Below are 13,653 nucleotides of genomic sequence, written 5' to 3' on the forward strand. Positions count from 1 at the left end.
GCTTGCCGGCCGGTGCGTCAGATCAGATTGCGCATCGCCTGCGCCGTCTCGCGCAGCACCGGCAGCACGCGCGCTACGGCGTCTTCCGAGCTCTCGTGCCCCATCGGCATCGTGATGTTGAGCGCGCCCACCAGCGTGCCGTGGCGGTCGCGCAGCGGCACGGCGATGCCGCGGGAGTTCAGGTCGAGCTGCTGCTCGGACAGCGCCCAGCCCTGGGCGCGGATGCGTGCCAGTTCGAGCCTCATGCGTTCCATGCTCCCGATGGTGTGCGACGTGAAGACCGTGAGCTGCCGTGTCGCCAGCCAGTCATCGAGTTCGGCGTCGCTGCGCAATGCCAGCATCAACATGCCGGAGGCCGTCACCTGCGCCGGCACGCGCGCGCCGAGCACGTAGCCGGTGCTCATGCTGCGGTTGGGGCCGTTGCGCGCGATGTAGACGACCTCGTCGCCGTCCATCACGCTGAGGTAGGCGATCTCGTTGGTGCCGGCCGCCACGCGCTGCAGGAAGGGCTGCACCACGCGCGGCAGCCGGGCCGATTCGAGGTACGACTGCCCCAGGCGCAGCACGCGCGGCGTGAGCCAGAACAGCTTGCCGTCGCTGGCCACGTAGCCCATGTGCTGCAGGGTGAGCAGGTAGCGGCGCGCGGCGGTGCGCGTCATGTTCGTGCGCTGGCCGGCCTGGCTGGCGGTGAGGCGCGGGTTGGCGTCGTCGAAGGCTTCGATGATGCTCACGCCGCGCTCCAGCCCGGCGATCCAGTCGCGCTTGTCCAGGCCGGCGGGCGGCGTCGAGTCGTCGGGGCGGGTGCTGCTCATGGGCGGAAGTGTGCCCGCGTCCGGTGTGGAGGCGCGGAAGGAATGACTAAGTAAAAACCCGCAATTTGATCGATTAACAGAATTAAAAGATCGATCATCGTTCGTTTGATGGCTGATGAACCAGCACGCCTTCTGCGAAGAGTCTATAAAGCCCGCTGTTCCGCCCCGAAACGAGCGATTGACGAACGGAAGCACGCCCATGAGCCCCTTCATCACCGGCAGCACCCAGGCCTATCTCATCCCCGGCGACCCGGTCCGCAATGTGCGGCTGCCGCGCATGTTCAACGCCGCCTTCGCGCGCTACGGCATCGACGCGGTGCTGGTGCCCGTGCAGGTGCCGGTGCGCGACTTCGCGGTGTTCATGAAGTCGGCCTTCCTGGCGCGCAACGTGCGCGGCATGGTGATCGCGCCGCCGCACAAGCCTCGCGTGGTCGACCTGCTCGACGGCTGCGGCCTGTTCGGTCGCGTGGCGGGCTCGGTCAACGTGGTGCGCCGCACCGAAGGCGACCAGCTCGAGGGCGACCTGTTCGACGGCGAAGGCCTGATCGGCGCGCTCGACCGCTGCAACGTTCCGTTCCGCGGCAAGCGCGTGCTGATCCTCGGCGCGGGCGTGAGCGCCGCCGCCATCGGCGTGGCGCTGGCCGAGGGCGGCACGGTGAACGGCGCGGAGCACATCGCCTTCTTCGATACCGCTTCCGGCAAGGCCGCGGGCGTGGCCGCCAAGCTCGATGCGTTCTTCGACGCGACCGTGGTGGCGGTCGACAGCAACGCGCCCGAGGGCTACGACCTCGTCATCAACGCCACGCCGCTCGGCCTGGCGGAAGACGACGCGCTGCCGGTCGACGTGGCGCGCATGGCGCCGCACGCGGCGCTGTTCGACATCCTGCTGCGCAACCAGCCGACGCCGCTGGTGCGCGCGGCGCGTGCGCGCGGGCTCAATGCGCAGGCCGGCTTCGAGATGCTGGTGCAGCAGATGCCGCACTACTTCCGCTACTTCGGCCACATCGACGCGGCGGATGCGATGCAGGCTGACGCGGACTTCCTGCGCGAGCTGATCTATCCGCCGGCGATGCAGGCCGAGATCGCCACGCCGTTGCGCTACCAGTCTCCGAGCGTGGCCTGAGAAGGCCCGCACCTTCCTGAACGAAACGACTTCCATGATCTCCGGCAAGACCACGCTCATCGCCCACATCGGCTATCCCACCGAGGCCTTCAAGGCGCCGATGATCTACAACCCCTGGTTCGACAAGCAGGGCATCGACGCGGTGGTGGTGCCCATGGGCGTGAAGCCCGAGGACTACGCGGTGTCGCTCGCGCAGATCTTCAAATTCAGCAACCTGCGCGGCGCGCTCGTGACGATGCCGCACAAGGTCACGACGATGTCGCTGGTCGACGAGGTCACGCCCACCGCGCGCGTCGCGGGCGCCTGCAACGCCGTGCTCAAGCGGCCCGACGGCACGCTGCTGGGCGACCAGTTCGACGGCGCGGGTTTCGTGCGCGGCGTGGAGCGCAAGGGGCGCCTGTTCAAGGGCACGCGGGTGCTGGTGTCGGGCACGGGCGGCGTCGGGTCGGCCATCGCCGCATCGATCGCCGCGGCCGGCGCGGCCGAGCTGATGCTGTTCGACATGAGCGACGCTTCGGCGCAGGCATTGGCCGCGCGGCTGCGCGAGCACTACCCGCAGATGAAGGTCGCCACCGGCTCGAAGGACCCGGCCGGCTTCGACATCGTTGTCAACGCCACGCCGTTGGGCATGAAAGAGAGTGACCCGCTGCCGTTCGACATCGACCGCATCGCCCCCGACACCTTCGTCGGCGAGGTCGTCATGAAGACCGAGTACACGCCGCTGCTGCAGGCCGCCAGGGCCAAGGGCTGCCAGGTGCAGGTCGGCACCGACATGCTGTTCGAAATGATCCCGGCCTACCTTGAGTTCTTCGGCTTCGGCACCGCCTCGCCGGAAGAGCTGCGCGCAGTGGCCCAACTGAAATATTAGAAACCGGAACACGCATGAGCATTTTTGAAGGCTTCCTTTCCACCTCCGAAACGCTGGGCGCCTTCAGCGACCGCGCCTTCGTCGACGCCATGCTGCGTTTCGAGGCCGCGCTCGCGCGCGCGCAGGCGGCCGAGGGGCTGATTCCCGAGAGCGCCGCGCATTCGATCGTCGGCAGCTGCAAGGTCGAGCTGTTCGACGTGGCCAAGATCGTGCGCGAGAGCGGACGCGCCGGCAGCGTCGCCATCCCGCTGGTGAAGGCGCTGCGCGAGGCCGTGGGCCTGTTCAATGCCGACGCCGTGCCCTTCGTGCACTTCGGCAGCACCAGCCAGGACGTGATCGACAGCGCGATGGCGCTGGTCACGCGCGAGGCGGTGGCGCTGGTCGAGACCGACCTGGCCAAGGCCGCCGACGCGTTGCTGCGCCTCGCCGTGCAGCACGCCGAAACGCCGATGCTCGCGCGCACGCTGATGCAGCCGGCCTCGGTCACGAGCTTCGGCTTCAAGTGCGCCGGCTGGGCCGCGCCGCTGGTGCGCAGCCGCATCCGCCTGCGCGAGGCCGCGAAGCACGCGCTGCAGCTGCAGCTCGGCGGCGCTGTCGGCACGCTGGCGCAGATGAAGGGGCAGGGCGCTGCGGTGCGCGGTCGCATGGCAAAGGAACTCGGCCTGGGCGATCCCGGCGCGACATGGCACACGCAGCGCGACGAATGGGTCGCGCTCGGCTGCGAACTTGGCCTGATGACGGGCAGCCTCGGCAAGGTCGCGGTCGACATCTCGCTGCTCGGCCAGTACGAAGTGGCCGAGGTCGCCGAGCCCAGCGAGCCCGGACGCGGCGGCTCGTCGGCGATGCCGCACAAGCGCAACCCGGTGGCTTCGATGGTCGCCATCGCCGCCGCGCACCGCGCACCGCAGCGCGTGGCCGCCTTGCTCGGCGCGATGCCGCAACAGCACGAACGCGCGCTCGGCGCGTGGCAGGCCGAACTGGCCGAATGGCCGCAGCTCTTGATGTCGGCGCACGGCAGCGTGCGCGCCATGGCCGGTGCTCTGCCTGGTCTGCAGGTCGATGCCGCGCGCATGCGCGCCAACATCGACCGGCTGCGCGCCGAGCTGCCGCGCGATGCGGCCGACGAATGGTTCGATCCCGCGCTGGCCGTGAACGCCGGCCAGACCGCGCTGGCAGAGGTGAAAGCCCTGCAAGCCCAACTCTCATCCAACAAGGAACTCTCGCAATGACCGCCCCCGACACCCCGCGCAACGACTACGAAGACGGCCTCGTCAACCGCCGCCGTGTGCTCGGCGGCGCCTGGGTCGACAAGTCGCTCGCCAACCGCAACGGCTTCAACGCCGAGTTCCAGGAGCTCATCACGCGCCATGCGTGGAACGACATCTGGGGTCGCCCCGCGTTGGGCGACAAGACGCGCCGCTACATGGTGCTGTCGATGATGCTGGGCATCCATGCGTACGAGGAATTCGCGATGCACGTGCGCGCCGCGCTCGACGGCCCGCCGGAGTCGCGCCTCACGCCCGACGACATCAAGGAAGTGATCATGATGGCCGCCATTTACTGCGGCGTGCCGGTGGCCAACCACGCCTTCGGCATCGCGACGAACATCCTGCGCGAGAAGGGCCTGCTGCCGCCAGTGGCGGCCCAGTGAGCGCGACAGAAGGCGGGCCGCACAAGGGCCGCTTCGACGTCGGCTTCACCTTGCTGCTGCCGCTGCTGCTGGCGGCGCAGCCGGTCGCGACCGACAGCTACCTGCCGGCGTTGCCCGCCATTGCCGGCGAACTCGGCTCGGCCAGCACCAGCCTCACGCTGTTCGTGCTGGCCTTCGGCTTTGCGCAGCTGCTGTGCGGCCCGCTGGCCGACCGCTTCGGCCGACGCCCCGTGCTGCTCGCGGGCCTGGGTTGCTACGCCATCGCGGCCTTCGGCGGCGCCTTCGCGGGCAGCGTCGCGGTGCTCGCGGGCTGGCGCACGCTGCAGGGCTTCTCGATGGCGGCGATCCTCGTGTGCGCGCGCGCCGCGGTGCGCGACCTGTACCCGGCGCACGAAGGCCCGCACGTGATGGCGCGCGGCCTCACGGGGCTGGGCGTGGTCGGGCTGATGGCGCCGCTGCTCGGCGCCTGGCTGGTGCAAGGCGCGGGCTGGCGCTGGGTGATGGTGGCGATGGCGCTCTATGCCGCGGTGCTGTTCGCGCTGTGCTGGCGTTCGTTCGGCGAGACGCGCCGGCCCATGACGGGCGAATCGTCCGCGCCACGTGGCAGCACGCGCGCCGTGTTCGCTAGCCGCGCCTTCCGCGCCTGGGCTTCGGTGGCGGCCACCACGTATGGCGGGCTGTTCTGCTTCTTGCTGCTCTCGCCGATGGTCTACATCGGCTACCTCGGCTGGTCGCCCGCGTGGTACGGCTGGATTCCGGCCGGCGGCTCGCTGGTCTATATCTTCAGCACCACCATGTGTCGCAGCCTGCTGCGCCGCTTCGGCCCGATGCGCACCGTGCGCCTGGGCGCGGTGCTGAGCATCACGGGCGCCGTCATCCAGGCGCTGGGCTGCTGGCTGATGCCGCACAGTGCGGTGCCGCTGCTGGCGGGCCATGCGGTGTACTGCCTGGGCCACGGCATCCACCAGCCCTGCGGGCAGGCCGGCGCCGTGGGCGACCTGCCGCATCTCGCGGGGCGCGCGGTGTCGTGGTCGGGCTTCGGCATGATGATGGTCGCGTTCTGCGTGGGGCAGTTCGCCGCGCTGTTCGTCGACACGCGTTTTTCGTATGGCGCCTGGCCGATGGTCGTGCCGATGCTTGTGGCCGGCGTCGTGCTGCTGGCCATCGCGTTCCTGTGGCTGCCGCGTCTTGCGCAACCTGTTTCGCCCACTTCTCCATCCTCCCTCAAGAAGGACTCCACACCATGACCACCATCACCCCCCGTCTGAATGTCGTGCGCGAAGGCGACGGCCCCTTCGTCGTGCTCAGCCACGCGCTCGGCTGCGACCTGCACATGTGGGACGGCGTGGCCGCGCAGCTGGCGCGCGCCCACACGGTGATCCGCTACGACCACCGCAACCACGGCGGCTCCGAGGTGGTGCCCGGCGTGCTGCGCGTGGAAACGCTGGCGCAGGATGCGGCCGACCTCATCGCGCGCGAGGCGGGCGGTGAGCCGGTGCACTTCGTCGGCCTGTCGATGGGCGGCATGACCGCGCAGGCGCTGGCGGTGCGCCACCCCGAACTGCTGAAGACTGTGGTGATCGCCAATTCGGCCGCGCACTATCCCGACCAGGCCCCGTGGCGCCTGCGTGCAGAGACGGTGGCCGCCAAGGGCGTGGCCGCCATCGCCCCCGGCGCCGTGGCGCGCTGGCTCACGCCCGCTTATGCCGCCACGCCTGAAGGCGCGGTGGCAGCACGCGCATTGCACGACACGCTGGTGCGCACCGACGCGCAGGGCTACATCGAGAGCTGCAACGCCGTGGCGGCCATCGACTTCCGCGACAGCAACCGCCGCATCGCCACGCCCACGCTGGTGATCGGCGGGTTGCAGGACGAGGCCACGCCGATGGCGATGTCCGAGGCCATGGTGGCGCAGATCCCGGGCGCGCGCCTGGCAACCATCGACGCCGCGCACCTGAGCGCGGTGGAGCGGCCGATCGAGTTCGCGCAGATGCTGATCGATTACTGGCGCAGCCTCTGAAAAATCGCCCGGCCCGCACACCCTCGCGGGCTAGGTGTAACCCCTATTTCGTGCGAATGATGATCGATGGCGTGCGATCATCGATCAGAAGGGGCTGATTTGCGTTGTGGCGCGCCCGGGCTCTTTCTACAGTCCATCCCCATGCACCGCGCCATTGCCACCGTATCGCTGAGCGGCACCCTCCGTCAGAAGCTCGAAGCCATTGCAGCGGCGGGCTTCGACGGCATCGAGCTGTTCGAGGCCGACTTCGTCAACTTCCGGGGCACCGCCGCCGAGCTGCGCCGCATTGCGTTCGACCTGGGCCTGTCGATCGACCTGTACCAGCCCTTCCGCGATTTCGAAGCCATGCCCGAGCCGCAGTTCCAGCGCAGCCTGGAGCGCGCCGAACGCAAGTTCGACCTGATGGAAGCCATGGGTGCGCCGTTGGTGCTGTGCTGCTCCAACACCTCGCCGCTGTCGGTGAACGACCCGGCCCGCGCCGCCGCCCAACTGCACGAACTGGCCGAGCGCGCCGCGCGCCGCAACCTGCGCGTGGGCTTCGAGGCGCTGGCCTGGGGTCGCCACACCTCGCGCTATGCGCAGGCCTGGGACATCGTGCAGCGCGCCGACCACCCGCACCTCGGGCTGATTCTCGACAGCTTCCACACGCTGTCGCTGAAGGACGATCCGTCGGGCATCGCCGCCATTCCGGGCGAGAAGATCTTCTTCGTGCAGATGGCCGATGCGCCGCTGCTGTCGATGGACGTGCTGCAGTGGGCGCGCCACCATCGCTCGTTCCCGGGGCAGGGCGATTTCGACGTGACCGGCTTCTTCGAGCAGGTGCTGCGCGCGGGCTACACCGGGCCGCTGTCGCTCGAAATCTTCAACGACATCTTCCGCGAGACGCCGAACCGCCGCACGGCCGTCGATGCGATGCGCTCGCTGCTGTACCTCGAAAGCGAAACGCGCGAGCGGCTGGCCGCCGGGAACGTGCCCGCGCAGCCGCAGCGCGTGGAGCTGTTCAACCCGCCGCCCGCGCCGGCGCTCTCGGGGCTGTCGTTCATCGAGTTCGCGGCCGACGAGGCTTCGGCCGTCACGCTCGGCGCGCTGCTGGGGCAACTGGGATTTCGCCGCGTGGGCCGCCACCGTTCCAAGGCCGTCACGCTGTACCGCCAGGGCGGCATTCACTTCATCGTCAACGCGCAGCCCGACTCCTTTGCGCGTCGCCGCTTCGAGGCGCACGGCACCTCGGTGTGCGCGCTGGGCGTGCGCTGCGCCGACCCGCTCGCGGCCGTGGGCCGCGCAACGGCCATGCGCTCGCAGCGCCATGACAGTCCGGTCGGCCCCAACGAGCTGCGCGTGCCGGCCATCGTGGCGCCGGGCGGCAACCTGATCCATTTCGTGCCCGAGGCGCTGGGCGACAGCGGGCTGTACGAGACCGACTTCATCCTCGAAGACGCGGGGCCCGAAGGCAGCGATGCCGGCCTCACGCGCATCGACCACGTGGCGCTGGGCCTGGCGCTCGACCAGCTCGACACCTGGGTACTGTTCACGCGCGCCGTGCTCGGCCTGGAGCCCGGCGAGAGCCTGGAGCTGGCCGACCCCTTCGGGCTGATCCGCAGCCGCGGCGTGGCCAATGCCGACCGCAGCCTGCGCCTCGTGCTGAACGTGTCGCTGAGCCAGCGCACGCGCACCGCGCGCACGCTGAGCGTGACCGGCGGCGGCGCCGTGCACCACATCGCGCTCGATTGCGACGACATCTTCGAGACCGTGGCCAGGCTGCGCGCCAACGGCACGCGCTTCGTGCCGATCTCGGACAACTACTACGACGACCTGGCCACGCGCATCGACCTCGCGCCCGAACTGCTGGCACGCATGCGCGCGGCCGGCGTGCTGTTCGACCGTTCGCCGGCCGGCGACTACCTGCACATCTACACCGAGAGTTTCGAAGGCGGCCTCTTCTTCGAGGTCGCGCAGCGCGTAGGCGGCTACGACGCCTACGGCGCGCTCAACGCGCCCGCGCGAATGGCGTCGCAGGCGCAGCAGTAACAGCCGCAGCAGGACTGATTTTTTCCGCACCCGTCACCTCAAGTCATACCACTGGAGACAACCCATGGCCCACCCGTCAGCCAAAGAGCCGCAAGGCAAGCACCAGTCGAAGAAAGCCGCCGCCAGCGGCTGGATCGGCTCGGCGCTGGAGTACTACGACTTCTTCATCTACGCCACCGCGGCGGCGCTGATCTTTCCGGAGATCTTCTTTCCCAAGGGCGACCCGACCACGGCCATCATCGCGTCGCTCGCGACCTACGGCGTGGGCTATGTCGCGCGACCCATCGGCGCCTTCGTGCTCGGCCACTGGGGCGACACGCACGGGCGCAAGCAGGTGCTGGTGCTGTGCATGTTCCTGATGGGCTTCTCGACCGTGGCCGTGGGTCTGTTGCCGACCTACGACCAGGTCGGCCTGCTGGCCCCCGCGCTGCTGGTGTTCCTGCGCCTGGTGCAGGGCTTCGCGGTGGCCGGCGAGATCTCGGGCGCCAGCTCGATGATCCTGGAGCACGCGCCGTTCGGACGCCGCGGGTTCTTTGCGAGCTTCACCTTGCAGGGCGTGCAGGCCGGCCAGATCCTGGCGGCCGCCGTGTTCCTGCCGCTGGCGCACTACATGCCTGAAGAGGCCTTCAACTCGTGGGGCTGGCGCATTCCGTTCCTGCTGAGCTTCATCGTGATCGTGGCCGGCTACATCATCCGCCGCGAGGTCGATGAGACACCGGCCTTCGCCGAAGTCGACAAGAAGGGCGAAGTGGCCAAGGCACCCATCGTCCAGGCCTTCACCGACAGCTGGGCCGACATGCTGCGCGTGGTCTGCATGGCGCTGATGAACGTGATTCCCGTGGTCGCCACCGTGTTCGGCGCGGCCTATGCGGTGCAGGCCGCCTACGGCATCGGCTTCCAGAAGGACGTGTACTTGTGGATCCCGGTGCTGGGCAACATCCTGGCCGTGCTGGTGATTCCGTTCGTGGGCAACCTGTCGGACCGCATCGGCCGCAAGCCGCCGATCATCGTCGGCGCGCTGGCCTCGGGCCTGCTGTCCTTCGTGTACCTGTATGCCATCAGCATCAAGAACGTGCCGCTGGCGATCTGCATGTCGCTCTTGATGTGGGGCATCGTGTACCAGGGCTACAACGCGACCTTCCCGAGCTTCTACCCGGAGCTGTTCCGCACCCGCAACCGCGTGTCGGCCATGGCCATCTCGCAGAACATCGGCACCACCTTCACCGCGCTGCTGCCCGCGCTGTTCGCCGCCGTGGCGCCTCCGGGCTCGACCAACGTGTGGTTCACGGTCGGCGCCATCACCTTCGCCGTGACCGTGCTGGCTGCGCTGGCCGCCATGAGCGCCCGCGAGACCTACCGCATCCACATGCGTGACCTGGGCGATCCGAACGCCGTGCCGGTCGACAAGGCGGAGTACGACCGCCTGCGCGAACAGACGCTGACCAGCGCCCGCATGGCCAAGGCCGCCGCCTGAGTCTGGGCCGAAGACCCCGCGCGCACAAAGGGGTTGTGGCGCCATGAAGAATGGCGCCATGACCGCCCATCTCAAGATCGATTTCGTCTCCGATGTGTCCTGCCCCTGGTGCGCCGTGGGCCTCGGCTCGCTGGAAGCTGCCCTGAAACGGGTGGCGCCGGAGGTCACGGCCGAGCTGCACTTCCAGCCCTTCGAGCTGAACCCGCAGATGCCGGCCGAAGGCCAGGACACCTTCGAGCACCTGAACCAGAAGTACGGCTCCTCGCGCGAGCAGCAGGCCCAGGCCCGCGAGGCGATCCGCCAGCGCGGCGCGGCGGTGGGCTTCGAGTTCAGCGCCGAAGGCCGGCCCCGCGTCTACAACACCTTCGACGCCCACCGGCTGCTGCACTGGGCCGAACTGGAAGACGCGGCGAAGCAGGTGGCGCTCAAGAAGCTGCTGCTGAAGGCCTACTTCACCGACAGCCAGAACCCCTCGGACCCCGAGGTGCTGGTGCGCGCGGCGACCGAGGCGGGGCTCGACGCCACGCGGGCCCGCGAGATCCTGAACAGCGACGAGTTCGCGCAGGAAACCCGCGAACGCGAGCGCATGTACACCGATGCCGGCATCCACTCGGTGCCCGCGATCATCATCAACGACCAGCACCTGATCTCCGGCGGCCAGCCGGTCGAGGTGTTCGAGCGCGCACTGCGGCAGATCGCCGGGGCGGAGCCGGGGCGCACTGCCACGGCCTGAGCTTGCGGGGTTTCGTTTCGTCCTGAAACGAGGCTGACCTTCAGCTTTACCTGAGCGCGGCCTGACGCCGGTCAACCGCCTCTATCGCGCAGCGGTTGATCGGTTCATGATGGACCGCATGCCGTTCCCGATGCCGCATCCACCGCGCCGTTCGCGCGCGATCGCCGTGGCGCTGGCCGCCGTGCTGGCGCTCACCGCCTGTTCCACGGGCCTGTTGCGCCCCGAGGGCCCGCCGCTCACGGCGCTGGATCACGCCGCCGACACGCCCGCCGCGCAGCTGCGTTGGCTCGATCGCGTGAGCTGGGGCGCCAACGCTAACAGCCAGGCCGAACTGGCGCGCGATGGCCTGCCGCGCTGGATGGGCCGCCAGCTGCGTCCCGCGCCCCGTGCGCTGCCCGCGGCGGTGCAGGCGCAGATCGACGCGATGGCCATTTCGCGCACACCGTTCGACCAGCTCGTCTTCGCGCTCGACGCCCGGCGCAAGGCCGCCGACGCGCTGCCCGACGAAGAAGCCAAGAAGGCCGCGCGCGCCGCCTACCAGCAGGAACTCAACACGCTCGCGCGCGAGGCCCAGCAGCGCTTCCTGCTGCGCGCGCTGTACTCGCCGAACCAGCTGCAGGAGCAGATGACCTGGTTCTGGATGAACCACTTCAACGTCAGCATCCGCAAGGACCTGGTGCGCGCGATGGTCGGCGACTACGAAGAGAACGCCATCCGCCCGCACGCGCTGGGCAAGTTCCGTGACCTGCTGGGTGCCACCGCGCGGCATCCGGCGATGCTGCGCTACCTCGACAACGCACAGAACGCCGCCAACCGCATCAACGAGAACTACGCGCGCGAGCTGATGGAGCTGCACACGCTCGGCGTGGGCGGCGGCTACACGCAGGCCGACGTGCAGGAGCTGGCACGCGTGCTGACCGGCGTGGGCGTCAGCGTGCAGCCGCCCGGTGCGACGCCGCCCGCAGTGCGGGCGGCCGTGCGCGCCGATTACGTGCGCCAGGGCCTTTTCGAGTTCCATCCGAACCGGCACGACTACGGCCCCAAGACACTGCTGGGCCAGCCCATCCAGTCGCGCGGCCTGGCCGAGACCGACGAGGCGCTTGACCGGCTGGCGCGCGCACCGGCCACCGCGCGCTTCATCTCGCGCAAGCTCGCCGTGTACTTCGTGGCCGACGAGCCGCCGCCCGCGCTGGTCGAGCGCATGGCCGCGACCTTCACGCGCAGCGATGGCGACATCGCCGCCACCTTGCAGACGCTGTTCGAATCGCGCGAGTTCGCGGCCTCGCTGGGCCGCAAGTTCCGCGACCCTGTGCACTACGTGGTGGCGGGCGTGCGGCTGGCCTACGACGAGCGCGTGGTGCTCAACACCACGCCGATGATCGGCTGGATCAACCGCATGGGCCAGACCCTGTACGCCCACGAGACGCCCGACGGCTACCCGCTCAACGAGGCTGCATGGGCCAGCGCAGGCCAGATGAACACCCGCTTCGAAATTGCGCGCGCCATCGGCATGAGCGGCGCCGTGCTGTTCCGCACCGACGACAAGGCGCCGCTCGAGAAGCCGCCGTTCCCGCCGCTGGCCGAGTCGCGCGCCGTGCGCGCGCTGCAGCCCGGCCTGAGCGCCGACACGCAGCAGGCGCTCGCACAGGCGAAGAATCCGCCGGAGTGGAACACCTTCCTGCTCGCGTCGCCCGAGCTGATGCGGCGTTGAAAGGCTCGGTCATGCAACGACGACACCTGCTGCAATTCATCGCCGCCACGCCTTTCGCCGGCGCCGCCGCACGCGTGGCCGCCGCGCCCGCTGCCGAGGGCACCAAGCTGCTGGTCGTGTTCCTGCGCGGCGCCTACGACTGCACCAGCCTGCTGGTGCCGACCGGGAACAGCGACTTCTACTACGCCTCGCGCCCCAACATCGCCATCCCCCGGCCCGGTGCGGCCGACGGCGCGTTGCCGCTGGACACCGACTGGGGCCTGCACCCCGCGCTCGCGCAAAGCGTGCTGCCGCTGTACCAGCGCAAGCAGGCCGCCTTCATCGCCTTCGCCGGCACCGACGACCTCACGCGCAGCCACTTCGAGACGCAGGACGCGATCGAGCTCGGCGTGGCGCCCGACAGCGCGCAGCGCGACTACCGCTCGGGTTTTCTCAACCGGCTGGCCGGCGTGCTTGGCGCCGGGCCGCTGGCCGACGTGTCGCCCATCGCCTTCACCGACCAGTTGCCCATCGTGCTGCGCGGCGACGACGCCAAGGCCGCCAACATGGCGCTCGCCGGCGTGGCGCGCCAGGGCATCGATGCGCGGCAGAGCCAGATCATCGCGTCGATGTACCGCAACACCGCGCTCGCGCAGCCTGTGGCCGAGGGCTTCCAGGTGCGCGACGAGGTGGTGCGCGCCATGCAGGCCGAGATGGACGCCGCCAGCCGCAACGCGATGAGCCCCAGGGGCTTCGAGCAGGTCGCGCGCCGCATGGCGCTCTTGATGCGCGATCGCTTCGACATCGGTTTTGTCGACGTCGGCGGCTGGGACACCCACGTGGGGCAGGGCGCGGCCAAGGGCTACCTCGCCAACCGTTTTGAAGAACTGGGCCGCGGCGTGGCGGGCTTCGCGCAGGAGATGGGCGACACCGCGTGGCGCCAGACCGTGGTGGTGGTCGTCAGCGAGTTCGGCCGCACCTTCCGCGAGAACGGCAACCGCGGCACCGACCACGGCCACGGCACCGTGTACTGGGTGCTCGGCGGCGGCCTGGCTGCGCAGGCGGGCGGGCGCATCGTCGGCGAGCAGCAGGCGCTGACGCAGGCCACGCTGTTCCAGAACCGCGACTACCCGGTGCTCAACGAATACCGGGCGGTGCTGGGTGGGCTGTTCCAGCGCATGTACGGGCTGTCGGCGGCGCAGGTGGCACAGGTGTTCGGCGGCGCGACGGCGAAGGACCTGCGCCTCGTCTAGA

Annotated in this window: 12 protein-coding genes; 11 read left to right on the top strand and 1 reads right to left on the bottom strand. The window is 69.6% G+C overall.

Features of this window, described 5'->3' with window-relative positions:
- Positions 1-17: 17 nt before the first annotated feature.
- On the bottom strand, positions 18-812 hold the full coding sequence (locus tag D3H34_RS06140) for an IclR family transcriptional regulator domain-containing protein (protein WP_119552555.1): 795 nt from the start codon (positions 810-812) through the stop codon (positions 18-20).
- A gap of 199 nt (positions 813-1,011) precedes the next feature.
- Here D3H34_RS06140 and D3H34_RS06145 point away from each other — a divergent pair, with 199 nt between their 5' ends.
- The 11 genes from D3H34_RS06145 (at position 1,012) to D3H34_RS06195 (ending at position 13,652) form a co-directional block, all read left to right on the top strand.
- Positions 1,012-1,935 carry a shikimate dehydrogenase family protein gene (locus tag D3H34_RS06145; protein WP_119552556.1) on the top strand — a complete coding sequence of 308 codons (924 nt, stop codon included), beginning with the start codon at positions 1,012-1,014 and terminating at the stop codon, positions 1,933-1,935.
- A gap of 34 nt (positions 1,936-1,969) precedes the next feature.
- Complete coding sequence (locus tag D3H34_RS06150) at positions 1,970-2,803, top strand: shikimate dehydrogenase family protein (protein WP_119552557.1); 834 nt, start codon at positions 1,970-1,972, stop codon at positions 2,801-2,803.
- 14 nt (positions 2,804-2,817) lie between these two features.
- Positions 2,818-4,032: a 3-carboxy-cis,cis-muconate cycloisomerase gene (gene pcaB, locus D3H34_RS06155; protein ID WP_119552558.1), complete on the top strand. Its 1,215-nt coding sequence runs from the start codon at positions 2,818-2,820 to the stop codon at positions 4,030-4,032.
- Positions 4,029-4,454, top strand: coding sequence for a carboxymuconolactone decarboxylase family protein (locus tag D3H34_RS06160; protein ID WP_119552559.1), 426 nt, complete (start codon positions 4,029-4,031; stop codon positions 4,452-4,454). Before pcaB ends, D3H34_RS06160 begins: the two co-directional genes overlap by 4 nt.
- The gene (locus D3H34_RS06165; protein ID WP_119552560.1) at positions 4,451-5,701 is read left to right on the top strand and encodes an MFS transporter; all 1,251 of its coding nucleotides are present in this window, start codon (positions 4,451-4,453) and stop codon (positions 5,699-5,701) included. The genes D3H34_RS06160 and D3H34_RS06165 overlap by 4 nt, the downstream gene beginning before the upstream one ends.
- Positions 5,698-6,474, top strand: coding sequence for an alpha/beta fold hydrolase (locus D3H34_RS06170; RefSeq protein WP_119552561.1), 777 nt, complete (start codon positions 5,698-5,700; stop codon positions 6,472-6,474). Before D3H34_RS06165 ends, D3H34_RS06170 begins: the two co-directional genes overlap by 4 nt.
- 141 nt (positions 6,475-6,615) lie before the next feature.
- Complete coding sequence (locus D3H34_RS06175; protein ID WP_119552562.1) at positions 6,616-8,502, top strand: bifunctional sugar phosphate isomerase/epimerase/4-hydroxyphenylpyruvate dioxygenase family protein; 1,887 nt, start codon at positions 6,616-6,618, stop codon at positions 8,500-8,502.
- A gap of 64 nt (positions 8,503-8,566) precedes the next feature.
- Positions 8,567-9,976 carry an MFS transporter gene (locus D3H34_RS06180; protein ID WP_119552563.1) on the top strand — a complete coding sequence of 470 codons (1,410 nt, stop codon included), beginning with the start codon at positions 8,567-8,569 and terminating at the stop codon, positions 9,974-9,976.
- 58 nt (positions 9,977-10,034) lie between these two features.
- Positions 10,035-10,709 (top strand): DsbA family oxidoreductase, encoded by a 675-nt coding sequence (locus tag D3H34_RS06185; RefSeq protein WP_119552564.1) that lies wholly within the window; start codon positions 10,035-10,037, stop codon positions 10,707-10,709.
- 118 nt (positions 10,710-10,827) lie between these two features.
- A complete protein-coding gene (locus tag D3H34_RS06190; protein ID WP_286185480.1) occupies positions 10,828-12,420 on the top strand; it encodes a DUF1800 domain-containing protein in 1,593 nt (530 codons plus the stop codon).
- 11 nt (positions 12,421-12,431) lie between these two features.
- Positions 12,432-13,652, top strand: a complete 1,221-nt coding sequence (locus tag D3H34_RS06195) for a DUF1501 domain-containing protein (protein ID WP_119552565.1) — start codon at positions 12,432-12,434, stop codon at positions 13,650-13,652.
- The last annotated feature ends 1 nt before the right edge of the window (position 13,653 follow it).

The organism is Acidovorax cavernicola (assembly GCF_003581445.1).